Source organism: Ulvibacter litoralis (assembly GCF_900102055.1).
GTDB lineage: Bacteria > Bacteroidota > Bacteroidia > Flavobacteriales > Flavobacteriaceae > Ulvibacter > Ulvibacter litoralis.
Genome location: NZ_FNBA01000001.1, coordinates 461166 through 487804 on the forward strand (window position 1 = coordinate 461166; position 26639 = coordinate 487804).

The window sequence follows — 26639 nt, forward strand, 5'->3', positions numbered from 1 at the left end:
CGTTATATTATATCCTACTTAACAAGTGTAAAATAGAAGGTTGTCCCTTTCCCCACTTCGCTATTTAACCAAATTTTTCCTTTGTGTAAATCCACAATTTTTTTCACAATTGAAAGTCCAATACCTGAAGATTTTTTGTCTTCATTTAAAGATTGAAAAATCATAAATATTTTTTCAAAATATTTTTCTTCAATTCCAACACCATTATCAGAAATAGAGAATTTGTAATACAATTCTTGTTCTTCAACATCAATTTCTATAAGTCCTTTTTCTTTATCTATAAAGCGAATTGCATTACTTATTAAATTTTGAAATAACTGCTGCAATCGCGTTTGATCACCTTGAATAGTTGGAAGTTTATTAATCACTCTCAAGTTAATATGATCTGGAAAATAAAGAATTTTATGCAAATCCTCTACGACCAAGTTTAAATCTACAGATTTAGCCTCTAAGGTATCAGAGGTAACACTAGAGTAATTTAACACATCCGAAATTAAAAGTTCCATTTTTTCTAAAGTCGCTTCGATTAGCTGAATATTTTCCAAACTAGTCTCTGTAAACACATCTTTATTGTCCTCCTTTAACCATGAAACCAATGCAAATATACTTCGCAAAGGAGACTTTAAATCGTGAGATACAATATGAGCATATTCTTGAAGCTCGGTATTACTCTGCTCTAATTTAGTTAATAATTGTTCTTTAGTTTTTTGAAGTGCTTTTAAGTCGGTAATATCTAACACAACTCCAATAGAACCAATTACAATACCGTTAATGTCATAGTTAGGCGCTGAACTAATGAGCCAATCTCGACGTTCTCCTTGTTTGGTGATAATTTGCCCTTCAAAAGAATTAGACCCATCTTTTACAGTTTCGTCTACTCTTTGATTAAAAAACAATTTCGCTTCTGTTGTATTTTGTAGTAAATCGTTAATACTTTCTCCTAATAATTCTGATTCAGAATAACCCGTAAGGGCTTCAAAACTATTGTTAACAAAAACAGCCTTCTTGTCGAGTGTAACCTCAACCAAGCCTAAATTCATGTTTGCAATTATATTGCTAAACTTTTGTTTTTGGGCTTCCAAACTTGCGCTGTACTTTTTAGTTACAGTTACATCCTTAAAGCTCCATAAATGCCCTTTAAAGACACCATCTCTAATAAAAGGGGTGTAATTACGCTCTAAAATTTTTCCATCAACCATTCGCAACTCATCACCTATAACTGGCTCTTTCTTCTCAAAAATTTCATGGATTCTTTGTTCAAATTTTTCAGGTTCTAAAAAAAGTGTTTTACTCTCTTTTTCGCCATTTGTTATATCGTTTCCAGGAAAAGTATCGATGGTATGCGGAATGTAAAACATTTCAAAAAGCTTATTATTCCCAATAACGGTGACTCTATTTTCGTCTTCCAAAAAGACTCCAGTGTCTAGATTTTGAATAATCAGTTTTAGCCTATCTTCAGATTCGATTAGTTCATTCTGCATTATTTTTTCTTGCGTAACATCTCTTGCAATCCCCTGTATAGCAACAGGGTCTCCGTAGCCATCTAAAATTAAACTCGCATTTATATGAAGATATTTAAACTCTCCTTGCCTAGAAATTATTTTCACTCTTAAATCTTGGTACGTTCCACTTTTAAGAATCTCCATCACAGCTTCCTGTGTCTTTACTTTCTCTTCAGGAGCTACAAATTCTAACAAATTTATGGTTTTACTACCTTTACTCACTCCTAAAAGGGAGTACGTAGCACTGTTCATTTCTAACACATTTCCGTATAAATCTAATACGCAATACGCATCTATAATATTTTTAAAAACACCTTCTAACTCAATGTTTTTTCTTGCAACCAAACTCTCTAATGCATAATTTGCTTCTTTAAATTGTTGCGCTAAATAGTATAGTTCAAGAGATTTTTGCTCAAGTATATTTTCAGCTTCTTTACGAGCCATACGCTCTCTAGCAAGAGCCCTTTCTAATATTTCTATTTTTTCGTTATCCATTCTTAGTAATAACGAATTTTACTTCAGTACCATCATCTTTGATTTTTTCCATTTCTATGGTAGCGTTCGCATTAAAGTATTCAAAAGTTTTATGCATAAGGCCTAATCCAAAGCTATACATTGCTTTGCTAGAGGAATAAATCATTATTAAATTTGTATCTGTTTTTTCTATAATTTGAAATTTAGGTAAATCTGCATCGGGATAGATTTTTAATACCTCCACATGAATATGCCCTTCAATTGACGAAAGCATTTCTAACGGGTCTGTGTATTTTTCTAATATATGAAGATAATCCCGTTTTAAAACAATGAAAAAATGTTCTGCATATGCAAGTAATAAGTCGTCAATACTCAATTTAGTATATTGACTTAAATTATGTAACAAGCTTAACATTTCAGAAAATTCATATCTCCCAACAGCAGTATAAGCTCCATCGGTAGATAGCTCAGATTTTTGGATGAGCTCATCGACAACAGCTAATCCATACTTATCTTCCACTAATTGCAAAAATTCTGTAAATAAAATTCCTTTCATATGGTTAATTAACTACTTATAAACTAATAGACATCCCATTACCTTTTGTATTAGCTATTATCTAAAAATCATTGCTTTAACTTAATAAAAAATTCCGTTCCTACACCTTCTTCACTTTCCAACCATACTTCCCCATCGTAAAGGTCTACTATTTTCTTTACAATTGACAAACCAATTCCTGTAGAGTCTATATCGTTTGTTAATTTACTAAACATTTTAAAAATTCTTTCATGAAATTGTTCGCTAATTCCGACACCATTATCTTTTACACTAAAAATATACCCATCTGTGTCTTTGCTATAACTTAAATAAATTTCGCCTCTGTCTTTATCATTGTACTTAATTGCATTACTAATTAAGTTCTGAAATAACTGCTGAATACGCACCTTATGGGCACTAATAATTGGAAAAACTCCAATCACCTCTATATTAATCGTGTTTGGAACATGAAGTGTTTTAAATATATCTTGAAATACTTCATTAATATCTACAGCTTCATTTGTGCCATTTTCTAAATCAATACTTGAATATTGCAAGATCCCTGTAATTAAGCCATCCATTAACTGCAACTTCGAATCTATCAAATTAAAGCTACTCATAACCTCAGCATTGATAGAAGCTAAATGATCTTCCTTTATCCAACTCATCAAACTTGAAATCCCACGAAGTGGCGATTTTAAATCGTGCGAGACTATATGCGCATAATCTTGTAATTCGCGATTACTATGCTCTAATCTAATTAAGAGCTTTTTATTTTCATCCTCAGCTTTAATCCGTTCAATATGGTTGATAGCGTTTTTTAATTGCATTGAAACAATTCCAGCTATATTCTCTAACACTTCTAAATTGTCATCTGTATAATAGTTTCGCTCTTTATCTTCAACATTGATAACGCCTATAATTTCCCCATTATTAATAATAGGCACGGCCATTTGAGACAATCGAACCTTATCGTTAAAAACGTAATTAGGATTTGCAGTTGTATCATTTTCTATAAAAGCGATTCCTGTTTTAACAACAGTTCCCACAATACTATTTTCCAATTCAATTTCTAAATCATCATTAATCGGACTGTTAAACTGCTCAACATAATCAAACCCCGTTATTTTCTTAAAAGTTCCTTTTTCCTTATTCACCAAGTACAACTCACAATAGTTTGTCTCTAAATAAGAAGCGATCTGACCTGTAATTATTTTAGCGATTTCATAAATATCTATCTTACCCAAAATAGATATTGCAATCGTATTAATATAGTCTAAAGCTAATGTTTTTTGACGGATAGAAGTTATATCCTCGACAATTCCTACATGATACTTAATTTTACCATCTTCACCTTTAATAGATTTAGCGTAGGTATTTGTCCATAAAATGGAACCATCCTTTTTCAAATACCTTTTTTCTAAGCGATATGAATCTACCTCACCCGAAGTAAGCATTTTTTGGTATTTATCGGTAATTTCTTGATCTTCAGGATACGTTAAATTTGTCTCCTCTACTTCAAAAAACTCTTCTCTAGTGTACCCAAGCATATCAAGAAGTGCTGGATTAATAACTAAAATGCCCTTGTAAAACTCTTTAAAAAGTGTGATCCCAACAGGAGAGTTTTTTATAATAATATCTAATTGTTCTTTCTGCTCTTCAATTTGATTTTTAATACTAACATCTTCCGTAACATCTCTCGCAATACCATGGGCTCCTATCGGATTTCCTTCAGTATCATAAATACCAATCCCATTAATTTGCAACAATCGTATCTCGCCATTTCCTTTGTAGATTCTAATCTTAAAGTTTTTAATGGCTCCTTCGGTAAGTACTTTTTTAAAGGCTTTTTTATAAAGTGCTAAATCATCGTAATAAATAACATCTTTTATATTTTTCTTTTTCGAACCTGCTCCTAAATTAAACAGCTCTGTCGCAAAATTATTCAGTTTTTTAAGATTTCCCTTTTCATCAACTAGAATATAGGCATCATTTACATTTTCAAAAACATTCTCTATTTCTGAATTCTTCTTTGCATCAAAAGAAGCAAGCTTAAAATTTGCATCTTTCAGTTCTTGACGCAAATTATGTACTTCTTTTGAAGCTTCAAGCGCTATACTTTCAGCTTCTTTTCTCGCTTGTCGCTCTCGCAAAAGCGCCTTTTGCATTATTTCTATAGATACTTCTTCTGTCATTTCTCACAACTAATCTTACGCCTTAATCAACTCGTTAACACTCCAATAGGCCAATAGCTTTTCCATTTTAGATACGTAATCCTCATATTTTAAAGGTTTTAATACATATCCAGCTATTCCTATTTCATAACACTCTAATAAATCTTTGTGATTATTTGAAGTCGTTAAAACAATCGTGGGGATATATCTAAGACGTTCATCGGCTTTTATAATTTTCAAAAACTCTAACCCATTTACTTTAGGCATATTTAAATCCAATAAAATGATATCGGGAAGATTCTCTTTTGTCATTAAAATTCGCAAGGCTTCTTCACCATTTTTGGCTTCCTGTATTGCATGAATAAGACCTAACTTGACTAATGTCCTATTCATTTTCATTGTTTCAACAACATCATCTTCTATAAACAGTATGGAGAGATTATTTACCATTTTTTAATGTATTTTCGATTGATTAATACGACACAAAAATGCGCGAATTTGACTCAAAAGGTAGTCAAATTCGTTTAAACCTGTTTTAGTATCGTTCAAAATTTGATTTGTGTCGGTGAATGGTTTCTCTAAAAATGAAGAAAATCGCAAATATCCCATTCATAGAAAGGCTTCAGGAATATTTACTCATAGTTTTTTAGTATTATTGTTTTAGCAAATTTTATGTATATGCCTACAACTATTTCTTCGGAAAAAGCATCACAACTTGTTAAACACTTCTTCGAAATCACTTCGGAAGCTTCAAAACTTCCAGGCGAAATAGATCAAAACTTTAAAATTACTTCGGAAACCAAGGCTGAATTCATCTTAAAAATATCGCATCCCGATACTTCTGAAGCTTACTTAGATTTTCAGCAAAAAATACATGAACATCTTGAAGGTTATGAAGAAATAGTAAAGGCCCCAACTTACATTCGAAACCGAGATGGAAAAGCCACTTCAACACACACAACAGAAACTGGAAAAGAAGTAACCGTCAGATTGCTAACTTGGATTCCTGGACGTTTATGGAGTCACGTAAATCCGCAATTAGACCCCTTACGCTTTAGCTTAGGGCAACAAGTTGGTTTACTAACAAAAGTACTTTCAGATTTTAACCATCCCGAAGCACATCGCATCTTTCAATGGGACATTGCACAATCGCTTTGGACAACCAAACACATTTCCTTATTTACTGCGGAAGAGACACAAATTCTAACACACTTTCAAACAAAATTTGAAACTGCACAACCTACCTACACCACCTTACGAAAAAGTGTTGTACACAACGATGCTAACGACAATAATATCATTGTTTCTCATGACTTACAAAGCCCAAAAGTGGAAGCCATTATCGATTATGGCGATGCCGTTTACACACAAATCATTAATGATGTTGCTATTGCATGTGCCTATGCCAGTATGGGGAAACACGACCCTTTAGAGGCTTCCTTAGCAATTGTAAAAGGATACCATCAATCATTTCCACTTCAAGAAGAAGAATTAAACCATTTATACATTGCCATTGCCATGCGATTGGTAATTTCGGTAACCAAATCGGTCATTAACAAGGTAGAAAATCCAGAAAACGAATACCTTCTTATTAGTGAAAAACCCGCTTGGGAATTGCTGAAAAAATGGTTTCAAATACACGAGGATTTTGCACACTTTAGCTTCAGAAATGCCTGCGGCTTTCCTGCAAATCCTTCCGAAGCACCCTTTAAAGAATTTATAAAAAACCAATCTTTCAGCTTTTCAGAATTATTCCCTTCCGAAGCAAAAGAAGAAATCCAACTACTCGATTTAAACATAGCGAGTACCTGGATAGGAAACACAACAGAGTTTAATAACCTCGATCTTTTTCAATATAAAATAACACAACTTCAGAAAGAACATCCCACCAAACTAATTGCGGGCGGATACTGTGAAGCGCGACCCCTTTACACGGCTTCTTCGTTCGACAAAGAAGGCAATAACGGTCCCGAGAGCCGATCCATACATTTAGGTGTCGATTTTTGGCTGCCCGAACAAACACCCGTACACGCGCTCTTGGATGGTGAAGTTTTTACCGCGACCAACAATGCGAAATACAAAGAATACGGCGGACTTATCATTTTAAAACACACAGAGGATAATCTAACTTTTTACACCCTGTACGGACATCTTTCTGTCGCAAGTGCTACACGTTACAATATTGGCGATCGCATCGCAAAGGGCGATTGTATTGGCTACTTAGGAAATAGTAGCGAAAATGGCGAATGGGTGCCACACCTACATTTTCAAGTAATGCTATCGATGTTAGACTATGAATTTGATTTTCCGGGTGTCACGTATCCAAACCAATTAGATGTTTGGAAAAGTATCTGTCCAGACCCAAACCTTTTCTTCAAAAACAAAGATTTAGGAACGCAGTATCCCACTGCCGATGAAACCATCATTACTTTCAGAAAAGAGCATTTAGGCAAAACGTTAAGTTTATCGTACAACAAACCTTTACACATTGTGCGAGGCGAAGGCGTTTATTTAATCGATACGCTTGGTAAAAAGTATTTGGACACGGTTAATAATGTAAACCACGTAGGACATCAAAATCCGAAAGTGGTCGCTGCGGGACAACGACAAATGTCGATATTAAACACCAACACGCGCTATCTACACGAAGAGATCGTTGCCTATGCGAATGCTTTATTAAAAAAGCTTCCGAAGGAAATATCGGTGCTGCATTTTGTGAATTCAGGAAGTGAAGCCAACGAATTGGCATTGCGAATGGCGAGAACCATCACTGGAAACACAGACATGCTCGCTATTGAAGCAGGTTACCACGGAAACACAACGTCGGTCATGGAAGTGAGTTCGTATAAATTTGATGGGAAAGGCGGTGCTGGAAAACCTGCCGACACACACATTTTACCCCTTCCAGATCCTTTTAGAGGACGTCATACTGGAGAAGATGGTGGCGTAGCCTATGCACGCTACGCTAAAAAAGCTATTGAACATTTAAAAGTGGTAGACGAAAATATCGCAGGATTTATTGGTGAATCATTGGTAAGCTGCGGCGGACAAATAGTTCCGCCGAAAAATTATTTTAAAGAAGTGTATAAGCACGTTCGAGAAGCGGGCGGAATTTGCATTGCAGACGAAGTACAAACAGGTTTTGGACGTATGGGAAAAACCTTTTGGGCGTTTGAGCTGTTCGATGTCATTCCGGACATTGTTACCATGGGAAAACCTGCTGGAAATGGGCATCCTCTTGCCATTGTAGCCTGCACACAACAAATGGCAGACGCCTTTGCAAACGAAATGGAATATTTCAACACCTTTGGCGGAAATCCTGTTTCTTCTGCCATTGGACGCTCCGTTTTACAATGTATTGAAGACGATAACCTGCAACAAAACGCACGAGAAGTCGGTTCCTTTTTAAAGGCTGAACTTAAAGCGCTACAACAACAGTTTCCTATTATTGGAGACGTTCGAGGAGAAGGCTTATTTTTAGGATTTGAATTGAACGACACTTCTAAAAAACCATTGGCACATCACGCGACCTATCTCGCCAATAGAATGAAAGATCTAGGTATTTTAATGAGTACCGACGGACCCGATTACAACGTGCTAAAGATAAAACCACCCATTGTTTTTAGCCTAGAAAATGCTAAAGAGCTTATCTTTAGACTGAAAACGATCTTTGCTGAAGATTTTATGTTGCAGTACCATCAACTTTAAACACAAAAACAAAATCATTATGAAAAAATTATTATTTCTCTTCATACTCATTACTACTTTAAATTGCTACTCACAAACCACCGAAGCAGAAGACATTGAAGCGATTAGAACTGTGATGAAGCTGCAAGAAAAAGCATGGTCTCACAACGACCTTGAAGGGTTTATGCAAGGCTATTGGAAAAGTGATTCCCTTAAATTCTATGGCAGTAGCGGACTTACAAAAGGATGGCAGCAAACCTTAGATAATTACAAAAAAGGATACCCTACCAAAGAACATTCTGGCACCTTAACTTTTAAACTGAATGATATTTCTAAAATTGATGAAGGTTCGTATTGGGTGATGGGCGAATATTTTCTGAAACGTACCGTTGGCGATGCAAATGGCGTTTTTTTAATAATATTCAAGAAAATAGACGGCGTTTGGAAAATTGTAGCAGACATGTCTTGTTAGAAGCAAATTCTTTTGAAAGCGAATAACAACCCAATAAAATACCAATTAGCAAATGCTTTATATAAAATTCAACATTCAGGATAATTCAAAGTATCCAGATTTTCAGACGCTGTATACGCATATGGTAAACATGAGAGAACCTGGTTTTGAATATGTAGACAACAGTCCTGAAATTGATTGGGACACCAAAAAAACACAAGAAGAAGTAGATGCTGCCGTAAAAGAGCTCTCCGATTATTTAGATGAAAAACCAGAAGTACATCGTTACAATGAACTAATCCCAGACTATGTCACGCTATTTCTAGAACAATTTTTAAAAGCTGATAACGAAAAATTAGCGTCACTTGGAATACAAGATATTGGTTCTATTTTTAATTATTTGGAATACGGTTTCGAAGTAGACATGGATGCTTTAGAAAAAATTAATGAGCAAGAAGGCATTGTAACATTTTCTACAGGAAATTACCCTTTTGGTGGAATAGAGCGCTTCTTAATTACAATGAAAGCATACGATTTAGTCCCTACGGAATGTTTTAACGGGTTTGAAATTTGTGAACTTAATTGGACGTCAAAGTTTGATTATGAAACCGCTGCATTTCCTGAACGGACAAAAGAATATATACAATCATACAAAACTTCAAAAGAAGCTAACAATCTAGAAAACATAACAATTACTACTCCGTCAAAGTTGAAACAACTGTATGCTTATTTTTTTAAATAAAGAGCGATTATTTTCTGAAACGAAGCACCTTACCTTTTTAATTCAGCTTATAGGTGAGTCCTATAGTGGGTCCAACTCCAGCGTATAAACTATTCTTGTTTTCCGAAGTGATATTTCTCGAACTGATGTATGGGATGATTACTTCAAGTCCAAATCTATCATTGAAATAATAATTTCCACCAATTCCAATCGTAAGTACAGAAATTCCACCACTTAATTGTTCGTGTTGATAAGTTCGAAAATTACTATCGTCCGCATCGTATTTAATGGTTCCAAATCCAAAACCAAATTCAGCAAAAACTCTTAACTTTTCCTTGTTTACAAAATTGTTTCTCACACTAGGAATAAACGCAAAAGAGTTATAATATGAATTTATGTTTCCAACTCTTAAATTATTTAGAGAAGCATACGAAAAGTTCAAATCGATGGAAGTTTTTTCTGAAATATAATACCCAATGGATGGTTTTAAAACAATTCCATTGATGCCAGAATCGAAGCTATCAGAAGAACCAAATAAAGGCAAGGCTGAAATAATGAGTTTTAGATCGTTTTTTTGTGATTGACCAAATCCATTTAAAATTGCTCCTATTAGAAATACGGTTACTACTAAAATTCTCTTCATTCAGATTCAATTTTATAATTCACACTAATAAAAGAAATGAACTGCAAGAATTATTCCGCTTTCTATAGATAGTATTAAAACAAGATATTCCTAACTAAAACGCTCGGGTAAAAACCGTTCAATTGCCATGGCCGTTTTTTTATTAGCAATTAATTGCGCCACCAATTTTCCCGTTCCTGGTCCTAAACTCCATCCCATCATCGCATGACCGGTTGCAATGGTAATATTTTTATGAGTCCCTAATTTTCCAATAAAAGGCAATCCGTCGGGCGAAACAGGTCGAAATCCGTAAGCTGCATTTTCTTTTTCTTCTTCGGAAAGTGATACGTTTTTATAGAATTTGGAGGCTGCATTCGCAATTGCTTCCACGCGTTCTTTACGTATATTTTCGCTCAATCCAGCCAATTCCATCGTTCCTGCAAAACGTGTAAATCCGCGCATGGGTGTTACCGCAACATTGGCTTCCATTAAAACAGTTGGATGCGTAATTTTTGTTGAAGCTTCCGTATTGATACTATATCCTTTCCCTGCCTGAACCGGAATATAAACACCAAATTGTTTTGCTATTTTTTCACTCCAAGCTCCTGTTGCCACCACAACCTCATCCGTTTGATAAGTGTTTTTAACTGTTTTCACTTCGATGCGCTCTTGTACGGGATCTATAGAAAGCACTTCTTCATTTGTTTTAAATGCCACGCCTTTCTTCTGAAGAAATTGCTTCATAGACGCCATAAATAACTGGGGAGTTGTATGTGAATCACTATAATAATGAAAAGCGCCTTCTGCGATTAAATTTGGCTCTAATTTTGCCAAACTCGTTTTGTCAACATACGCAATTTGAAGTCCCATGGCTGAAGCTCTATCGACCACTTCTTGTTCGTGCTTTTTTGAAGCTTCTTTCTGAAACGCCATCAACAATCCTTTGTGCTCAATATGAAAATCGACATCGCCAGATTCGTATATTTCTTTAAATAACTGCTGACTCAATAAATTAATGTCTAAAATCGTCTGTGTACTTTTTTCAACATTCTTTTTAGTACACGCTTTTTTAAACAACCAAGTCCATTTTAAAAAGTCTTTGTCCAAACGTGGTTTTACGAAAAAAGGACTGGACGAATTAAACATATACTTCATCCCTTTGGTAATCATTCCTGGAGCTGCTAACGGAATAATGTGAGAAGGAGTAATATAACCCGCATTTACAAATGAAGCACCACTTACAATGTCCGATTTGTCAATAACCGTTACTTCGTAGTTTTCCTTCAGTAAATAATACGCCGAGCATAAACCAATAATGCCGCCGCCAATAATTGTACAGTGTTTCATATTTAAATTACCTGAAATCCATGTGCATATGGATCGTCTTCATCATCAATAATAATGGTGTTATACCCATACACTTTTGCCCATCCTTGAATGCTAGGAATTATTGCTTTTTTCCCTGCCAGAGTTGTTTCTTCTTCAACACAACCCACAAAAGTACTTCCAATATAACTTTCGTGAAGATACGATTCTCCCACCTTCAATTTACCTTTTGCGTACAATTGTGCCAAACGTGCCGAAGTTCCCGTGCCACACGGACTTCTATCAATGGCTTTATCACCATAAAATACCGCATTTCGCCCTGAAGACTCTGGGTTTATTGGAGTACCCGTCCAAAGCATGTGTGTCACATCTCGAATGGTCGAATTTTCAGGATGCACAAATAGATCTGGATACTTTTCATTAATTCGATCCCGAACTACTTGCGAGTATTGTACAATCTTACTTGCTGTAAAATCGTGTACCCCAGAAAAATTTTGTTGCGGATCAACAATAGCATAATAATTCCCTCCGTAGGCAACATCAAACGTAATTTCACCTAATTCTGGACACACTACCGTTAGACCTTCGGCAGCCAAATAACTTTTTACATTTACCAGTTTTACCCAATCTACCTTTTTACCAGTTTGTTGGTAGTCAACTTGAATCAATCCCGCGGGAGCTTCCATTCTAATTTTCCCAGGCACTTTAGGGGCAATTAAGCCTTCTTCAATCGCGATGGTAATGGTTCCTATGGTTCCGTGACCACACATGGGCAAGCACCCTGAGGTTTCAATAAATAAAATAGCTACATCATTTTCGGGATCGTGTGGCGGAAATAAAATAGAACCGCTCATCATATCGTGTCCGCGAGGTTCAAACATCAACCCTTTCCGAATCCAATCGTATTCTTTTAAAAAGTGTTGGCGTTTCTCACTCATAGTTGCGCCTTCCAAATTAGGACCACCCGCTTTAATAACCCGAACTGGGTTTCCGCAGGTATGCGCATCGATACATTCAAAAACAGAACGCGCCATAACTTAGATTTTTGCAGATGTTACCGAACTATTCACCAATCTAGTAATCCCTAACGGATTTTCATTTTTAAGTTCTTCAGGCAATAAAGCATTTGGCCAATCTTGAAAACAAAAAGGGCGCACCCAACGCTGTATTGACGAGACCCCAACCGAAGTAAAACGACTGTCGGTCGTTGCTGGAAACGGTCCGCCATGTACCATTGCAGGACACACTTCTACTCCCGTAGGAACACCATTATACACAATACGTCCTACCCTATTTTGAAGCGCCTCTATTACATTTTTATAGTCTGGAAGTTCTGAAGGTTCTCCCAAAATAGTTCCCGTTAATTGCCCTTCCAATTTCGAAATAATGGTTTCTAATTGGGCTACATTGTCACATTGCACCACCATCGTAAACGGTCCGAAAACCTCCTGATGTAATTGCGTATTTTCTAAAAAAGTGCTTCCGTCAACAGTGGTTACTGCTTGTCGGGCGTAATTTTCTTTAATTTTAGTATCGTATTGTGCGGTGACTGTCACTCCTTCTTGATCCAACGCTTTTTGTTTGTTCGCTTCATAGGTAGTTGCAATATTAGGATGCAACATACAAGAAGGATCAATGGTTAGAATCGTTTCTGAAAGTGTTTTTACAAACTGTGTTAAGGCGTCACTTTTGATACCGAGTAACAACCCCGGATTGGTACAAAATTGTCCCGTTCCTAAAGTGACTGAACCTGCGTACGTTTTTGCCAAATCTGTACCGCGATTGGTTAGAGCTTCTGGCAATACTACGACAGGATTAATACTTCCCATTTCGGCAAATACAGGAATCGGTTCTGGACGTTTGGCTGCCAAATCGTATAAGGCTTTTCCACCTTTATAACTTCCTGTAAAACCAACGGCTTTTATCGCTGGGTGCGAAACCAATTGCGCTCCAACTTCAATTCCGCTGCTATTTACATTTGAAAAAACACCTTCGGGCATTCCTGTTCGTTTTGCAGCTTTTAAAATTGCACTTGCTACCAACTCACTTGTTCCGGCATGCATTGGATGTGATTTTACGATTACGGGACATCCTGCTGCCAAGGCTGCTGCGGTATCGCCTCCTGCAGTAGAAAACGCAAAGGCAAAATTACTAGCGCCAAAAACAACGACGGGTCCCATTGCGATTTGCATTTTCCGAATGTCCGATCTTGGCATGGGTGTACGTTCGGGTTGAGCCGTATCTATTACCGCATCTACCCAAGAACCTTCTTCTAGCAGTGCCGCAAAGGCTTTTAATTGCCCCATGGTGCGTCCGCGTTCGCCTATAGCACGTCCTTCTGGCAATCCAGTTTCTGAACAATAGGTTTTAACAGCTTCATCTCCTAAGGCTAAAATTTCGTCGGCAATAGCGTTTAAAAAGGCTGCTTTTTGGATTCCTGACACATTTCTATACGTTTTAAATGCTTCGGAAGCCAACGCTGCTGCTTCGTTTATTTCTTCTTGAGTTGCTTCTGAAAATGTGATGTCATTTTCAATATTCAATTGCGGATTGAAGGTTTTATAGGTTTTTGTTCCTTTGGAAGATAAGGTACTTCCGATATAGTTTTTTCCTGTAATCATAGTTTTTTAATCCTTTCTAGATGTGCTGCAACAGCCATGGGTTTAATTTTTATTTGTGTTAAGGATAGAGGCTTTGTTTAAGCTCTCCTCCAGCGCCAACGGCAATGGAGGAAGCGAGTGCCGAAAGCCTGCCTACCGGCAGGCAGGCCTGACCGTGTTTTTCAAGCGGGAACACCCGAAACGCTATAAATTTTTATAATCGGGCACTATAGGTCTTGTTTGCATCCCTTTTTCAATTACCGATAAAACATGGGTACGTTCGTCACCAAATAAAGGTAATCTTGGAGCGCGAACTTGCTCGGTTCCGATGCCTGTGGCAACCTCGGCAAGTTTTATATTTTGCACTAATTTAGGGTTTATATCCAACTCTAGCAAGGGTAAGAACCATCTGTAAATAGCGATGGCCTCTTGGATGCGCCCTGCTTTTTGAAGTTCGTAAATGGCTACAGTTTCTGCAGGGAATGCACAAACCAATCCGGCAACCCAACCGTCGGCGCCCATTAGCAGACTTTCGAGTGCGATGGTGTCTACACCTGTTAAGATTTTTAAACGATCGCCAAATCTATTTTTGATTCGGGTAACGTTTGAAATATCGCGGGTAGATTCTTTTACTGCTTGAATATTTGGGCATTTTAGCAACTCTTCGAACATGTCTAACGTGACTTCAATTTTATAATCTACCGGATTGTTGTAAATCATAATAGGCAAGGAAGTGCTGTTGGCAATAGCTTTAAAGTACTCGACCGTTTCACGATCTCCCGACTTGTAGCGCATCGGTGGAAGTACCATTAATCCGCTGGCGCCATCTTCTTTTGCGAATTGTGCCGCTTCGATTGCTTTTTTGGTGCTTTGCTCTGCTACATTGATCAATACAGGGATTTTTCCGTCAACAAAAGCTACAGTTTCTTGTGTTAAAGTACGTTTTTCGGAGTCGGTAAGTGTGCTTGCTTCTCCTAAAGTTCCGCCAAGTACAATTCCGTGAACACCTGCGTCTAATTGCGCTTGCAAATTAACTTTGAACATCGGTAAATCTAGTTCATCGTCGCTTGTAAATTTTGTCGTTACTGCTGGCATGATGCCTTTCCATTCTATTTTCATAGCAATTTTTTTATTGTAAATGTATGCTGAAAGGTGACTTGGTGAGTAATGCTGTTTTACCTGATACTTGTACTATTTTACCCTAAATTTAAAATTATTGTCTATTATTGAATAGTATTACAGCATTTATGAAAGTTCTTCCGTTTACAATACCTAAGTCAAAAAAGGACACCTTGCTTTTACAGGAAGACAAGGGTGCGTCTTTTTACGCATTGTTACACCAACATAAAGAGCTTCAAATTAGTTATATTAAAGAAGGAGAAGGCGCTTTAATTGTGGGTGACACAGTTACTTTTTACAAAGCGGGCGACATCCTTGTGTTGGGCGGAAATTTACCTCACGTTTTTAAAAGCGATACTTCTAAAGGAGCCTCTTCGCATATGCGAACTGTTTTTTTTACTGAAAACTCTTTCGGAGCCGACTTTTTTAAGGTTGAAGAATTAAAATCGTTGCAATCCTTTTTTAGAAAAGCCGCAAATGGGTTTCGAGTACTGTCGAAAAACACGAAGATTAAAACACAGTTAGAAGCACTTTTTACGGCTTCAAAACTAGATCGGTTTATACTGTTTCTTCAATTATTAAAGGAAGTGAATACTGCTACTTATGAATCCTTGTCTCTTTTTGTTTCAGAAAAGAAATACAACGATATTGAAGGACAGCGAATGAGTGCCGTTTTTGAATACACGATGAATCACTTTCAGAAGGAAATTACATTATCAGATATTGCTGCGGAAGCGGCGATGACCAAAAATGCGTTTTGTCGTTATTTTAAAAAGCGAACCAATAAAACCTATGTGACATTTTTGAACGAATTACGCATTGAAGAATCTTGTAAATTGATGCTTTCGAACAAGGATTTTTCTATTGCTGAAATCGCCGAGTTATGTGGCTTTCAGAATATTTCTAATTTTAATAGAATATTTAAATCTCAAAAAGGAAAAACACCTAGGGCTTTTCGGAAAGGGCAAGTGTTTATAAAGAATTAAGCGTCTAGATTGTTTAATTCTTCTTTTAGCTTTTTAGTGAGTTTGCTTACGACCAAATCGTACGAATGGTCTGTTAATTCAAGAAGTAATTTTGGCGGAATGCGATCTTCGATATGAATGGTATTCCAATGTACTTTACTCATGTGAAACCCTGGATAAATGGCATCTTCGTATGCTTCTCGAAGTAAAATAGACCGTTCTGGGTCACACTTTAGATTTACTTGAGGTGGTTTTCGCTCTAACGGGCACAAACAAAACATTTTGCCCATTACTTTAAAAACAAGAGTTTCACTATCGAAAGGAAAGGATTCGGTCACTCCTTTTTTCTGCAAACAATACATTCTGAAATCTTCTACATTCATCGCTATTCAATTATAAAACCCAACGCAGGTTGATCGTCAAAATAAATCAGTAGTGTTTCGGCTCCAAGCGCAAGCGGCACACTAAATCGGGTTCTGTTTCCAACCGTTTCAAGATTTTCAACAGGCAACTTTTCATCTCCAAACGTATAAAAAACTGCTTGCGTATTGCAATTTGTAAGACTAAAAGGTACTTCGCTAAGATACTGATCGGTGCTTATAATACCTTGCAATGGTGACTCTACATCGCCCATTTTTAGGTTTTCAGCAATAAGCAAGGGCATTGTTGAAAATACACGTTTGCTAATCACAACATCGATAAAAGCGTCTTCAAACATACTTGGATAGTGCGTCTTAAAAAACAAATCTGGGGGTGTTTTGTAGTAGAAATAGGAGGGTTCTTTTATAAATCCGCCATTGTAACGGCCTGCGCCCCAAGTAGGATCAAAGAGGTACGATTTTCCGTCGATAACAGCGACATTCCACATGTGGCTATTTTTAAAAGGACGACCAATATCGTTAAAGTTTGTTTTGATATCGCCTCGCACCAAATAGTTTGAAATGCCTTGTAATTCACATAATTTCTCAAACAACATGGCATAGCCTTCGCAGACGGCAACACCTTGTTGTAAGGTTCGTTTTATGACTTTATCCCGTGTTTTTTCTTCTTTGGTATTGCGTTCTCGGTAATCTTTAAAATTGTAATTAAACTGTTTGTATTCGTTAGGATCGTAGGCAACATTTTGAATAATCCAACTGTAAATAGCTCTCACTTTTTCTTCTTCGGAAGTAAAATCTCGGGTGATAAACTTAGAGAGTTCCTCTGGTGTATCAACACTTTCAGGATACAATAAAATGGTTGCATCTACGCGTTCGTAGTCTTGCGAAAAACTTTCCGAAGTAAAAAACAGCAACACGCAACACACCCAAAATTGTAGTATTGTACGAATCACATTTAGATTTGTTGGGGCGCGTCTCATTTCTTTTTTGAACCTAGCTTTAAAGGTACTTCTGAAATATTTAATGCTGAATAGTCTAACTTCCAATTAATGGTTTCTACTAAGGTTTCGATGAGATGAATGGTTTCCAATGCTTGTTTTGATGCTTCTAACAGCAATCCGCTATTGGGAACTTTATCTACAATATGTTGTTTGGCTTCGGCGGTAATCTCGGTTAAATCTGAAGCTGTAAAAGGGTTTGCCCACCCTTCTTTTTTATCGTAATATTTAAAATCTGTTTCGACCGTTAGTAATTCTGGCTTCGGAAAATTGGTAAGTGTTACGATGCGCGTTTTAGGGTCGGCGTTCATTTCAATTTTAGTAAGATCGAACCCTACATAAGCTTTGGCTTCAATTAGAATCAATGCTTTTTTCTTTCCAATGATTCTGCTAAGCCATTTGTCTTTTAAGTTCTCGTAGTGATAGATTTCAGAAAAATCGCCTTCCACCGTGATAAACTTACAAACGGTTCTAATTTTCTCCATTAAAATAACGGACTGTTGATTTGTTTTGTTTTTTTTCAGATTAACAGAAAATCGCGCGAACACGAAATACGCAACAACGGCGCCAACTGCTAAGCCTATAAAAAGTAAATCCATATGTTTTGTTATCCCATTGTTCCCAAATGGGTATTTTTAAAATTATCAGGGTATTTGAGTCCATAGCCCAAAAATCGGTCCATAGCCGAATGTGAAAATAGAATAATCCCAATTAGACTATATAATTCGCCTAAATATAACATTCCTGCCAACATAATAGCAATGGCTATTGCCTTATTATGAAACACATTATAGACCATCGCGCCTACTTTCGTGTTTACAAGGTATCCTAACATTCCAATATCTGGCAGTAAAAGCAATGTAGGAAAAAACCACCAACTATAGTGTAGTTGTGAAAATAAAAAGATTCCTAAACAAAATTGGGCGAGTTCTTCAATTTTTAGTGTTGTTTTCATCATCAATAAGTTTGTAAAGTACAGGTTTACTTGGCGATGCGTCATTGTGAAAAGAAGCAATTTGCAAGTTTAATAAATACCTTCCATCCTTAATTTTATTGGAAACATAGATAAACTCAGTAATTGTTGCATCTAAACGAGGTTCTTTTGGATAATTCCAAAAGGCCTTGTGAGCGGCTAACAATCCGTCGTCTTTTTCCTTATCAATCGACGGCAAATCGATTAATACATGTTTCACGCCAATTTCTCGTAAAAAACGAGCTGCTTTCTCGGTAAAATACGGCCAATTGGTATGCGAATATTTACGCGTTTTCTTGGAGGATATATTCGGCATTGTTCTAATTACAATGGCCTCAGGCTTTGTTCCATTTAATAATGATTTCAATTGTTTTGCTGAAATAACCTGATCATTTCCGCGTGTTTCAGGAGCTACAGTTACGAGTTCGGCTACGAAGAAAAACTTCTTTAACGAATCGTTTACAGAATGAAATGCTTCCGAAATATGCCCTACACATTCGGTGTGTGTTCCGTGTGCGTGCGGATTGAAATAAATGTCGTTAAAATTGACGGATGATCCCTCACTCACCTTTGCTACCCATTCCCCTATCTGAACAGGTTTAATGACTGGAGGTTCTAAGTACCAAGCTTCAGGATTCTTTTTGGAAGCTTTTAAAGTAATAGATATATCCAAAGGTTTGGCGAGATCTGCAGTTACGTTTTGTTCTTGAATTTTAATTGTTACTTTCACAAGACTAAGATACAAGAAACTTTTACAACCCACACAAAATTTAGTGTTGGCAAACCGTTAAAAATCGTTGGTTAGAAACAAATCGCTGGCAATTCCGTCGCTTAAAAACTTCCCTTTTTTGGTAACTAAAAGTGTGTTGTTTTCAAGAAGTAAATTGTTCTTTCTTAGATGATCTTTCGCTTGAGACAGTAAATAATCCCGTTGCTTTTCTCCAAACTGAAGTGCTATTTTCTCTAAAGAAACACCCCATTTGGTGCGCAGTCCCGTCATAATATACTCGTTGTACTTGTCTGTTTCTGAAAGTACTTCACTTTCCGAAGGAAGTTTGTTTTCTGCAATGCTTTTTATGTACTTCGTATTGTTATTTACATTCCAGCTCCTTCGTTTTCCATCAAAACTATGCGCTGAAGGTCCGATTCCTAAGTAGGATTTCCCCTGCCAATAGGCGGTGTTATTTTGAGAGTAATAGCCGTCTTTTCCGAAGTTTGAAAACTCGTAGTTCTCGTACCCTGCCTTTTCGGTAGCTTCCAGTAAATATTCATAATGAGAAGCAGCTTCCGCATCGTTTACAGGAGCCACAATTCCCTTTTTGATAAACATATCTAAGGCTGTTTTTGGCTCTACCGTAAGCGCATAACAGGATATATGAGGCACATTAAGCGATACTGCAATGTTCAGATTTTCCTGCCAACGTTCCAAAGTCATTCCTGGAACTCCGTAAATTAAATCGATGCTGATATTATCAAAATGCGTCATCGCTTCTTTGATAGAAGAAAGTGCTTCTTCAGCATTGTGCGCCCGATTCATGAATTTCAAATCGGCTTCAAAAAAAGATTGCACGCCAATGCTCAATCGGTTGATTGGACTCTCAGAAAGCTCTTGAATCACTTCTTTGGTTAAGTCGTCCGGATTGGCTTCAAGGGTGACTTCTGGATGTTCGGTAACTGTATAATTTTCAGTAATAGTATCAAAAATACGTTGCAATTCTTCCGAAGACAGTAAAGAAGGGGTTCCGCCGCCAAAATAAATTGTTTGCACAGCCTCTGGCAACTCCTCTTTCCGAAGTACCAATTCACGGCAAAGTGCTTCCACCAATTCTGTTTTCTTTTTCAAAGACGTTGAAAAATGAAAATCGCAGTAATGGCAAGCTTGTTTACAAAAAGGAATGTGAATATAGATTCCAGACATTGGCGTTATAAATTGCGGTGCAATTTTGTTTTATTTAATTCTGTTTTCGTTCTGTTTTACAAAAGCCGCCCAACCTGTATAGCTTTTTCCTGTATCAATTTTATTTCCATTGTAGAAATGACATACGGCTGCTGCCAAACCATCGGTACTATCGAGGTTTTTAGGAAGTTCTTTCAATCCCAATAAACTCTGAAGCATTTTTGCTACTTGTTCTTTCGAAGCATTTCCACTTCCTGTGATCGCCATTTTTATCTTTTTTGGCGAATATTCGGTAATCGGAATATCGCGTGAAAGTCCGGCAGCCATCGCAACCCCTTGCGCTCTTCCTAATTTTAGCATGGATTGTACGTTTTTACCGAAAAAGGGCGCTTCAATCGCAATTTCGTCGGGATGAAAGGTTTCAATAAGCTCGATGGTACGCTCAAAAATGTGTTTTAATCGCACATAATGGTTGTCATACTTAGACAATTGCAACTCGTTAAGTTGTAAAAATTGCATTTTTTTACCGACCACTTTGATTAGTCCGAACCCCATAATAGTAGTTCCAGGATCGATGCCTAAAATGATTTTTTCTGTTTTTGTTCCCATTCTTGAAAGATTCCCTGCTTCGCGAGAATTGCGTAATTTAGCCTTGTGATAACGCTATCCCACAAAACTAAACAATATCTACTAGCTGCCCTAAAAGTTTTGCTACTTGCGGCTACTTTTTGGTATATCTATTATAAAGTAACGCAAACAAACGCACAAACCCTCGCTGCATTCTTAAATGCGATTCAGCTTAAAAATGGATTTTCTATTTTGGTGTTTGTAGTGCTCGCGGGTGCCAATCAGTTTTTTGAAGTTTTAAAATGGAAAACCCTTGTTTCTAAAATCGAATCTATTTCTTTCAAAACTGCTTTGCAACAAAGTTTAGCATCGCTCACCATTTCTATGAGCACCCCCAACCGAATTGGAGAATACGGTGCCAAGGCGTTGTACTTTCCGAAGCACCAACGAAAACAAGTGCTGCTTCTTAATTTTTTCGGAAACATAGCGCAGCTTTTGGCTACTTTTTTCTTCGGAATAGTAGGCACACTCTATGTTGTGCAGCGCTACGGAATTGAAATTTCAACTACCAAACTTGTGCTTCTTTTGGTTGTACTTTTAGGAGTAGGCACACTCGGTTATTATTTTAAAGAGAAACAATTGCTACTGAAAGGACTTTCGATTGCTAAAGTCATGAAGTATATATCAAACATTGAAGGAGTTCGAAAACTGAAAGTCATGCTTTATGCCCTGCTTCGTTATGTTACATTTAGCTGCCTTTTTTACCTATTATTGACATTTTTTGGCGCAAAATTGCCAATTTTTGATGCTTTTTTACTCATTTTCGCCATGTACCTATTGGTTTCCATACTGCCTAGTATCTTTATTTTTGATGTGATTTTACGAGGTGGTGTTGCCGTTTGGTTGTTTACACTCGCAGGCGTTCCCGAACTGAGTATTCTTTGCACTGTTTTAGCGATGTGGCTCCTCAACTTTGTACTTCCCAGTCTTTTCGGAAGCTATTATGTAGTCACCTATAAACCTGTGGCAGCATGATTGTTTTGTTCGCGATTATAGGTGTTTTATACAGTTTTGCGATTGTCGGATTGCTTGTTGGGTTTACAAAACTTCCATTATTTTCTTCGGAAACTACTACAACACAGACAAGGTTCACGGTAGTGATTCCCTTTCGGAATGAAGAAAAAAACCTTGCAAATTTGATTGCCTCACTTCTGAAAATGGACTACCCAGCCAGTCACTTTGAAGTGCTTTTTGTAAACGATGCTTCTGAAGATGCTTCGGTAGCTTTCATAAAAAATAGCTTGCAAGAAGCGAATGCCTCTTTTGCAAATGCTTCTTTTAGCTTTAAAATTATTGACAATAAAAGGTTTTCAGAATCTCCTAAAAAAGATGCGATTACTACGGCTATTTCCGAAGCAAAACACCCTTGGATTATTACCACCGATGCAGATTGTACCCTTCCAAAAATGTGGTTAGCAACGTACGATGCCTATATTCAGAAAAACGATACGGTATGTATTGCAGGACCTGTTTTTTATTCGGCCGACACTACATTGGTGCAGCAATTTCAGCAATTTGACGGACTGAGTTTACAGTTGGTTACTATGGCTGGATTTGGATGGAAGCATCCGCTGCTTTGTAATGGTGCGAATCTCGCGTATACAAAAACTGCTTTTTTAGCCGTAAATGGATTTACCGACAACAATCATATTGCGAGTGGTGATGATATTTTTATGTTGGAAAAGTTAAAAAAACAGTTTCCGAAGCAAGTTCAGTATTTAAAATCGGAAGCGGCGATTGTTACGACACAACCACAACCTACATGGAACTCGGTAGTAACACAGCGCATTCGTTGGGCATCCAAAACATCGAAGCAAAACAATAACGCTTCAAAAGTGTTGGGAATGATTGTGTTCGCAACAAACTTATGTGTACTCATCGGTCTTACGTACGGAATCCTTCAGGAGGAATTCTGGCCAATTTTTGGGTTATTCTTCGTTGTAAAATTGTTTCTGGACTATCTAACCATTCGGTTGAGTGCAGGATTTTTCCGAAGTAAAACAAACCCCTTTCAGTATGTAAAAAGCACTCTTTTGTATCCAATAATTACTGTACTTGTAGTTGTAAAGAGCCTTTCGGGAAGCTACGAATGGAAGGGACGAAAGTTTGAAAAACACGCGTAACTTAAATAAATTTTCTACCTTTACCCTAACTAAATCAAGCCCTTATGAAAACCCTACTTTCATTCACTCTTGCGGTATGTTTTTTTATATCGACCGCCACTTTTGCGCAGCAACAATACACTGTTGACGGGAAGCAATACACATTACAAACCGAAATTGAAGGTCCGCTGACTCTTTTATGGAACACCATTGATGGTGAATACCGCTATTTTTCTAAAAAAGGAACCGAGATTTTAGAACTTACAAACACTAAAGTTGACGGAAAATACCAAGAAGAATATAAGGCAACCTTGCAATCGCAAACCCAAGACGCGAATGCTGGCGACGCTTCGAAAGTAAAATTTACACTTCCTAGTTTGACTTCCTTTTTTGTTAGCTACAACAAATTAAAAGACTCGAATTTCACCTACGAATCGAAATCGGTAGACATTCAAACGCGCTTGGGAGCGTATGTTGGTGTTACGAACAATGCGTACAACTCAAACCCTACCAATGCTATTGTTCCAACCTTAGGATTTGATCTTGAGATTTTGGACGAAGTCTATTTAAGAAGACATTCGGTAGTACTTCGATTTAAGCAATCGTTTAAAAATCCTGACAACAACTCTACGTCTTCTCAATTATCATTAAACTACCGTTTTAAATTTGTGAAAAGCGAAAAACTAGATGTATTTATCAATACTAAATTTGTAGCCTATACCTACGCTAAAACGGAAGATCTTGTTTTAGATTCTACAACTGGAGTTTCAACAATAGTTAGTAGTTCGGGGGGTAACTTAAATGCGCCGGCTGCTTTTGGAATTGGTGCCGATTATGCGGTAGGAAATGGTTTCATCACTTTTAATTACAACGATATTGTTGCGGTTGGTGTGGAGAATAAAGACGATAATTTTCCTGTAGATTTCAGTTTAGGATACCGATTTAACCTATAAATCCTCTGTTTTAATCACAATAGGTAAGGTAAATTGTGTGGCAACCGGAATGCCTCTTTTGTAGGCAGGAGCCACGGGATACAAGGTATCTATTCCTTCTAGCAACCAATCTTGAAGTAAAGGAAATTCTGTTTCGATGCTTGGTGGCATTACGATATTCGTCACCATTAGTTTCCCTTTGTTATTGATTGAAAACGCAAGCCTTACCGTATCGTTTAAATCGTGAAGCGCAATGGCATTGTGTTTGCGAAACGATTGCCGTAAATGATCAGACAACGTACGTTCGAAGCATCCTTTTTGACTGTTTTTTTCGGTAGTTGATTCACATTCTGAAAAAACAGGATATTGGTCCACTTCTTTCCAATCGATGGTTTTCAGTTCTTCTTCGTAAAAAGTCTCGGTAGAAACTTTTTCGGTTTCAAAGAACTGGCAAGAAGTGGTTACGACCAGAAGTATTATAATTTGTATGTATTTCATTTTCAGAAAAAATCCTTCCGAAAAATACAACTTTTACGGTTACTTCCCTGTTTAACCACTAAAGTTCTTCTTAAATGACAAAAAAAAAGCCAAAACATAGGATGTTTTGGCTTAAATGAACTGTTTTAAGTCTTTTCTCGACTTTTATTCTTGGATATTGAATAGGATGGGCAGCGCGTATAATACGCCCACTTCTTTTCCTTCTTGAACACCAGGTTCCATTTTTGGCAATTTAGAAACTACTCGAATCGCTTCTGTTTCTAATTCAGGATGGGCTGCCTTTGCTTTTACGTTTGCAATGCTTCCACTTTTGTCAATTTTAAATTGAACCATAATTCGTTGGCGCCCGTTAATGGCTTCAACACCCTCCACTTTTGTATTAAAATTATCGACAACAAAGTGCATTATTTTTTCAGACATACACTTTTTCGCCTCTTCGTTGGACGATAACCCTTCGCAACCAGGAAAGGTTGGAACCTTGTCGATTACTGCAAACGCTATGTCTTCTGACTCAGGTTCGTCCAAATACTCTTGTACCGACGTGTACACCTTATCGCCCGATTTTGCTGGTGTTGCTAAAAACTGCAATGCTTTTTCTTCTTCCGGCGTCAAATTCCCTTTTTTCATGATGGCTTCAGACAGTTCGTTGATTTTGTCCATGACTTCCGAGCCACTTTCTGAAATTGCTACTTCGGAAGGTTTCGTCTCGTCGGAGCAAGAAGTGTACACTAACATTGCGCAAACAACAGGTACCAATAATAAATACTTCAACTGAAAGATTTTCTTAGATTTTGATTTTTGTAACATACGAATTCGTTTTTTGATTAATGATTGATTGAAAAATGTATTGATGAATGAAATTGATTCGATTTTAAATATTTGAGCTAGTAAATCTTCGTAATACGCTCGTTTTCCGCTTTGCGCAACCACAACTGAATCTGCCGTAAACTCTTGTAATGTCACCATTTTATTCTGAAACACATACACCAACGGATTAAACCAAAACAGGATTCGAAGGAGTTCAAAATAAAGAAGATCGAGCGAATGTCGCTGCGAAATATGAACCTTCTCGTGTAGAATAATGTTTGTTTTTTGGGCTTCGGAAAGTTGATCGCCCAAGTAGATGGTATTCATAAAAGAAAAAGCAGTATCGGTATTGGGCAACGTTACTAATTGAAAGGCTTCAATTTGGGTGCGCTTTCCTGATGCTTTTAAGCTGTTAATTTTATACATTTTCATGCCCAACAATGCCAAACTACAAGCTGCGCCTAGCACCCAAATAAGTAAAATTATGGTGCTTACACTAATTCCACTTGAGGACATTATATAGATGGGATCTAATAGTTGGGAGGTTAAAAAGCCTTCCGGAGGAGTATTTCCAACAAAAACGGTAGGCAATTGTATAACGTAATTTTCAGGAATGCTTTGTCGTATTATGTCCAATTTTACAAAAGGAAGCACCAAACTTAACAAAGGAGTGATGAGTAAATAAACGCGGTTCCAGGTAAAGAAGGTTTCATTTTTCAGAAACAAATCGTACACTGCTAAAAACAGCAGTTGAAACACAAGTGTTTGTAGGATATAATGTATCATACCTCTTTGTTTTCTTTATTAATCTCCTTCATTATCGATTCCATTTCAGAAATACTGATGTCGTTTTTCTTCATAAAAAAAGACACCATACTTTTAAACGAGCCCTGAAAATATCCGTCTACCAACTTTGTAAGCGACTGATTGCTGTACTCCGATTTTTTAACCTTCGGAAAATAAATATGTCCGCGACCTTCTTTTCTGTAGGCTACAAAATCTTTACTTTCCAAAATCCGAACAATGGTCGAAATTGTATTATAAGCAGGTTTTGGTGCTGGAAATTCTTCCATAATTGCCGCGACATTCCCCTCTCCTAGGTTCCATAATACGTGCATAATATCTTCTTCTGCTTTGGTAAGTTGCTTCATAATAACTGATTTACAGATTCAATATTACAACTAATTTCTTAGTTGAACTAATTATTTAGTTATAAACTTGTAACATTTCAAAAAAAAAGGTGTCTTAT

General features: G+C 37.0%; 26 protein-coding genes. 7 read left to right on the forward strand and 19 right to left on the reverse strand.

The features are described from left to right. Positions 1-14: 14 nt before the first annotated feature. From BLQ00_RS02115 to BLQ00_RS02130, 4 genes are all read right to left on the reverse strand, one after another. On the reverse strand, positions 15-1997 hold the full coding sequence (locus BLQ00_RS02115; protein ID WP_093139869.1) for a PAS domain-containing sensor histidine kinase: 1983 nt from the start codon (positions 1995-1997) through the stop codon (positions 15-17). Then, positions 1990-2532, reverse strand: a complete 543-nt coding sequence (locus BLQ00_RS02120; RefSeq protein ID WP_093139872.1) for a heme NO-binding domain-containing protein — start codon at positions 2530-2532, stop codon at positions 1990-1992. Before BLQ00_RS02120 ends, BLQ00_RS02115 begins: the two co-directional genes overlap by 8 nt. A 68-nt stretch (positions 2533-2600) precedes the next feature. After that, the gene (locus tag BLQ00_RS02125) at positions 2601-4706 is read right to left on the reverse strand and encodes a PAS domain-containing sensor histidine kinase (protein WP_093139875.1); all 2106 of its coding nucleotides are present in this window, start codon (positions 4704-4706) and stop codon (positions 2601-2603) included. Between the two features lie 15 nt (positions 4707-4721). Further along, positions 4722-5135, reverse strand: coding sequence for a response regulator (locus BLQ00_RS02130; RefSeq protein ID WP_093139878.1), 414 nt, complete (start codon positions 5133-5135; stop codon positions 4722-4724). A gap of 228 nt (positions 5136-5363) precedes the next feature. On the opposite strand from BLQ00_RS02130, the gene BLQ00_RS02135 reads away from it, so the two are divergent. From BLQ00_RS02135 to BLQ00_RS02145, 3 genes are read left to right on the forward strand one after another with little or no spacing between them, the layout of a single operon-like run. Beyond that, positions 5364-8393 carry an aminotransferase class III-fold pyridoxal phosphate-dependent enzyme gene (locus BLQ00_RS02135; protein ID WP_093141863.1) on the forward strand — a complete coding sequence of 1010 codons (3030 nt, stop codon included), beginning with the start codon at positions 5364-5366 and terminating at the stop codon, positions 8391-8393. 19 nt (positions 8394-8412) lie between these two features. Further along, entirely contained in the window at positions 8413-8844 is a 432-nt protein-coding gene (locus tag BLQ00_RS02140; RefSeq protein ID WP_093139880.1) for a YybH family protein, read from the forward strand. 52 nt (positions 8845-8896) lie between these two features. Next, the gene (locus tag BLQ00_RS02145; RefSeq protein ID WP_139149347.1) at positions 8897-9565 is read left to right on the forward strand and encodes a hypothetical protein; all 669 of its coding nucleotides are present in this window, start codon (positions 8897-8899) and stop codon (positions 9563-9565) included. Between the two features lie 37 nt (positions 9566-9602). Here the strand turns inward: BLQ00_RS02145 and BLQ00_RS02150 are convergent, their stop codons facing one another. The 5 genes from BLQ00_RS02150 to BLQ00_RS02170 all read right to left on the reverse strand — a co-directional run bounded on the left by BLQ00_RS02150 (position 9603) and on the right by BLQ00_RS02170 (position 15211). Then, a complete protein-coding gene (locus BLQ00_RS02150; RefSeq protein ID WP_093139885.1) occupies positions 9603-10187 on the reverse strand; it encodes a porin family protein in 585 nt (194 codons plus the stop codon). A 90-nt stretch (positions 10188-10277) separates the two neighbouring features. Then, positions 10278-11513 carry an NAD(P)/FAD-dependent oxidoreductase gene (locus BLQ00_RS02155; RefSeq protein ID WP_093139888.1) on the reverse strand — a complete coding sequence of 412 codons (1236 nt, stop codon included), beginning with the start codon at positions 11511-11513 and terminating at the stop codon, positions 10278-10280. A gap of 2 nt (positions 11514-11515) precedes the next feature. Then, the gene (locus tag BLQ00_RS02160) at positions 11516-12526 is read right to left on the reverse strand and encodes a 4-hydroxyproline epimerase (RefSeq protein WP_093139890.1); all 1011 of its coding nucleotides are present in this window, start codon (positions 12524-12526) and stop codon (positions 11516-11518) included. Positions 12527-12529: 3 nt separating this feature from the next. Further along, entirely contained in the window at positions 12530-14113 is a 1584-nt protein-coding gene (locus BLQ00_RS02165) for an aldehyde dehydrogenase (NADP(+)) (protein WP_093139893.1), read from the reverse strand. Between the two features lie 183 nt (positions 14114-14296). Beyond that, positions 14297-15211, reverse strand: a complete 915-nt coding sequence (locus tag BLQ00_RS02170; protein ID WP_093139895.1) for a dihydrodipicolinate synthase family protein — start codon at positions 15209-15211, stop codon at positions 14297-14299. A gap of 107 nt (positions 15212-15318) precedes the next feature. Here BLQ00_RS02170 and BLQ00_RS02175 point away from each other — a divergent pair, with 107 nt between their 5' ends. Next, on the forward strand, positions 15319-16197 hold the full coding sequence (locus tag BLQ00_RS02175; protein WP_308425256.1) for an AraC family transcriptional regulator: 879 nt from the start codon (positions 15319-15321) through the stop codon (positions 16195-16197). Here the strand turns inward: BLQ00_RS02175 and BLQ00_RS02180 are convergent. The 7 genes from BLQ00_RS02180 to ruvC are packed head-to-tail and all read right to left on the reverse strand — an operon-like array spanning position 16194 to position 21033. Beyond that, positions 16194-16559, reverse strand: coding sequence for an MmcQ/YjbR family DNA-binding protein (locus tag BLQ00_RS02180; protein ID WP_093139898.1), 366 nt, complete (start codon positions 16557-16559; stop codon positions 16194-16196). The two genes, BLQ00_RS02175 and BLQ00_RS02180, sit on opposite strands and share 4 nt — an antisense overlap. 2 nt (positions 16560-16561) lie before the next feature. Beyond that, complete coding sequence (locus BLQ00_RS02185) at positions 16562-17536, reverse strand: transglutaminase domain-containing protein (RefSeq protein ID WP_093139900.1); 975 nt, start codon at positions 17534-17536, stop codon at positions 16562-16564. Beyond that, on the reverse strand, positions 17533-18153 hold the full coding sequence (locus BLQ00_RS02190; RefSeq protein WP_093139903.1) for a DUF4230 domain-containing protein: 621 nt from the start codon (positions 18151-18153) through the stop codon (positions 17533-17535). Before BLQ00_RS02190 ends, BLQ00_RS02185 begins: the two co-directional genes overlap by 4 nt. Positions 18154-18161: 8 nt before the next feature. Then, entirely contained in the window at positions 18162-18509 is a 348-nt protein-coding gene (locus BLQ00_RS02195) for a DUF4260 domain-containing protein (RefSeq protein WP_093139905.1), read from the reverse strand. After that, entirely contained in the window at positions 18487-19257 is a 771-nt protein-coding gene (locus BLQ00_RS02200; protein ID WP_093139908.1) for a cyclase family protein, read from the reverse strand. The genes BLQ00_RS02195 and BLQ00_RS02200 overlap by 23 nt, the downstream gene beginning before the upstream one ends. A 57-nt stretch (positions 19258-19314) precedes the next feature. Further along, positions 19315-20445, reverse strand: coding sequence for a radical SAM family heme chaperone HemW (gene hemW / locus BLQ00_RS02205; protein ID WP_093139911.1), 1131 nt, complete (start codon positions 20443-20445; stop codon positions 19315-19317). Positions 20446-20475: 30 nt separating this feature from the next. Beyond that, a complete protein-coding gene (gene ruvC / locus BLQ00_RS02210) occupies positions 20476-21033 on the reverse strand; it encodes a crossover junction endodeoxyribonuclease RuvC (RefSeq protein WP_093139913.1) in 558 nt (185 codons plus the stop codon). Between the two features lie 99 nt (positions 21034-21132). On the opposite strand from ruvC, the gene BLQ00_RS02215 reads away from it, so the two are divergent. The 3 genes from BLQ00_RS02215 to BLQ00_RS02225 are packed head-to-tail and all read left to right on the forward strand — an operon-like array spanning position 21133 to position 24106. After that, a complete protein-coding gene (locus tag BLQ00_RS02215) occupies positions 21133-22026 on the forward strand; it encodes a lysylphosphatidylglycerol synthase domain-containing protein (protein WP_175445398.1) in 894 nt (297 codons plus the stop codon). After that, complete coding sequence (locus tag BLQ00_RS02220; protein WP_093139918.1) at positions 22023-23174, forward strand: glycosyltransferase family 2 protein; 1152 nt, start codon at positions 22023-22025, stop codon at positions 23172-23174. The genes BLQ00_RS02215 and BLQ00_RS02220 overlap by 4 nt, the downstream gene beginning before the upstream one ends. 44 nt (positions 23175-23218) lie before the next feature. Continuing rightward, entirely contained in the window at positions 23219-24106 is an 888-nt protein-coding gene (locus BLQ00_RS02225; protein ID WP_093139920.1) for a hypothetical protein, read from the forward strand. Here the strand turns inward: BLQ00_RS02225 and BLQ00_RS02230 are convergent. From BLQ00_RS02230 to BLQ00_RS02240, 3 genes are all read right to left on the reverse strand, one after another. Further along, complete coding sequence (locus BLQ00_RS02230) at positions 24101-24583, reverse strand: hypothetical protein (RefSeq protein WP_093139922.1); 483 nt, start codon at positions 24581-24583, stop codon at positions 24101-24103. The two genes, BLQ00_RS02225 and BLQ00_RS02230, sit on opposite strands and share 6 nt — an antisense overlap. Before the next feature lie 144 nt (positions 24584-24727). Continuing rightward, entirely contained in the window at positions 24728-26176 is a 1449-nt protein-coding gene (locus BLQ00_RS02235; protein ID WP_093139924.1) for a M56 family metallopeptidase, read from the reverse strand. Further along, positions 26173-26541 (reverse strand): BlaI/MecI/CopY family transcriptional regulator, encoded by a 369-nt coding sequence (locus BLQ00_RS02240; protein WP_093139926.1) that lies wholly within the window; start codon positions 26539-26541, stop codon positions 26173-26175. The genes BLQ00_RS02235 and BLQ00_RS02240 overlap by 4 nt, the downstream gene beginning before the upstream one ends. Positions 26542-26639: the final 98 nt, after the last annotated feature.

What these genes read in the sequence shown, in the direction of transcription:
- BLQ00_RS02115 (WP_093139869.1), bottom strand. Translation starts at nt 1,997, where the DNA reads ATGGATAACGAAAAAATAGAAATATTAGAAAGGGCTCTTGCTAGAGAG.
- BLQ00_RS02120 (WP_093139872.1), bottom strand. Translation starts at nt 2,532, where the DNA reads ATGAAAGGAATTTTATTTACAGAATTTTTGCAATTAGTGGAAGATAAG.
- BLQ00_RS02125 (WP_093139875.1), bottom strand. Translation starts at nt 4,706, where the DNA reads ATGACAGAAGAAGTATCTATAGAAATAATGCAAAAGGCGCTTTTGCGA.
- BLQ00_RS02130 (WP_093139878.1), bottom strand. Translation starts at nt 5,135, where the DNA reads ATGGTAAATAATCTCTCCATACTGTTTATAGAAGATGATGTTGTTGAA.
- BLQ00_RS02135 (WP_093141863.1), top strand. Translation starts at nt 5,364, where the DNA reads ATGCCTACAACTATTTCTTCGGAAAAAGCATCACAACTTGTTAAACAC.
- BLQ00_RS02140 (WP_093139880.1), top strand. Translation starts at nt 8,413, where the DNA reads ATGAAAAAATTATTATTTCTCTTCATACTCATTACTACTTTAAATTGC.
- BLQ00_RS02145 (WP_139149347.1), top strand. Translation starts at nt 8,897, where the DNA reads ATGCTTTATATAAAATTCAACATTCAGGATAATTCAAAGTATCCAGAT.
- BLQ00_RS02150 (WP_093139885.1), bottom strand. Translation starts at nt 10,187, where the DNA reads ATGAAGAGAATTTTAGTAGTAACCGTATTTCTAATAGGAGCAATTTTA.
- BLQ00_RS02155 (WP_093139888.1), bottom strand. Translation starts at nt 11,513, where the DNA reads ATGAAACACTGTACAATTATTGGCGGCGGCATTATTGGTTTATGCTCG.
- BLQ00_RS02160 (WP_093139890.1), bottom strand. Translation starts at nt 12,526, where the DNA reads ATGGCGCGTTCTGTTTTTGAATGTATCGATGCGCATACCTGCGGAAAC.
- BLQ00_RS02165 (WP_093139893.1), bottom strand. Translation starts at nt 14,113, where the DNA reads ATGATTACAGGAAAAAACTATATCGGAAGTACCTTATCTTCCAAAGGA.
- BLQ00_RS02170 (WP_093139895.1), bottom strand. Translation starts at nt 15,211, where the DNA reads ATGAAAATAGAATGGAAAGGCATCATGCCAGCAGTAACGACAAAATTT.
- BLQ00_RS02180 (WP_093139898.1), bottom strand. Translation starts at nt 16,559, where the DNA reads ATGAATGTAGAAGATTTCAGAATGTATTGTTTGCAGAAAAAAGGAGTG.
- BLQ00_RS02185 (WP_093139900.1), bottom strand. Translation starts at nt 17,536, where the DNA reads ATGAGACGCGCCCCAACAAATCTAAATGTGATTCGTACAATACTACAA.
- BLQ00_RS02190 (WP_093139903.1), bottom strand. Translation starts at nt 18,153, where the DNA reads ATGGATTTACTTTTTATAGGCTTAGCAGTTGGCGCCGTTGTTGCGTAT.
- BLQ00_RS02195 (WP_093139905.1), bottom strand. Translation starts at nt 18,509, where the DNA reads ATGAAAACAACACTAAAAATTGAAGAACTCGCCCAATTTTGTTTAGGA.
- hemW (WP_093139911.1), bottom strand. Translation starts at nt 20,445, where the DNA reads ATGTCTGGAATCTATATTCACATTCCTTTTTGTAAACAAGCTTGCCAT.
- ruvC (WP_093139913.1), bottom strand. Translation starts at nt 21,033, where the DNA reads ATGGGAACAAAAACAGAAAAAATCATTTTAGGCATCGATCCTGGAACT.
- BLQ00_RS02220 (WP_093139918.1), top strand. Translation starts at nt 22,023, where the DNA reads ATGATTGTTTTGTTCGCGATTATAGGTGTTTTATACAGTTTTGCGATT.
- BLQ00_RS02225 (WP_093139920.1), top strand. Translation starts at nt 23,219, where the DNA reads ATGAAAACCCTACTTTCATTCACTCTTGCGGTATGTTTTTTTATATCG.
- BLQ00_RS02230 (WP_093139922.1), bottom strand. Translation starts at nt 24,583, where the DNA reads ATGAAATACATACAAATTATAATACTTCTGGTCGTAACCACTTCTTGC.
- BLQ00_RS02235 (WP_093139924.1), bottom strand. Translation starts at nt 26,176, where the DNA reads ATGATACATTATATCCTACAAACACTTGTGTTTCAACTGCTGTTTTTA.
- BLQ00_RS02240 (WP_093139926.1), bottom strand. Translation starts at nt 26,541, where the DNA reads ATGAAGCAACTTACCAAAGCAGAAGAAGATATTATGCACGTATTATGG.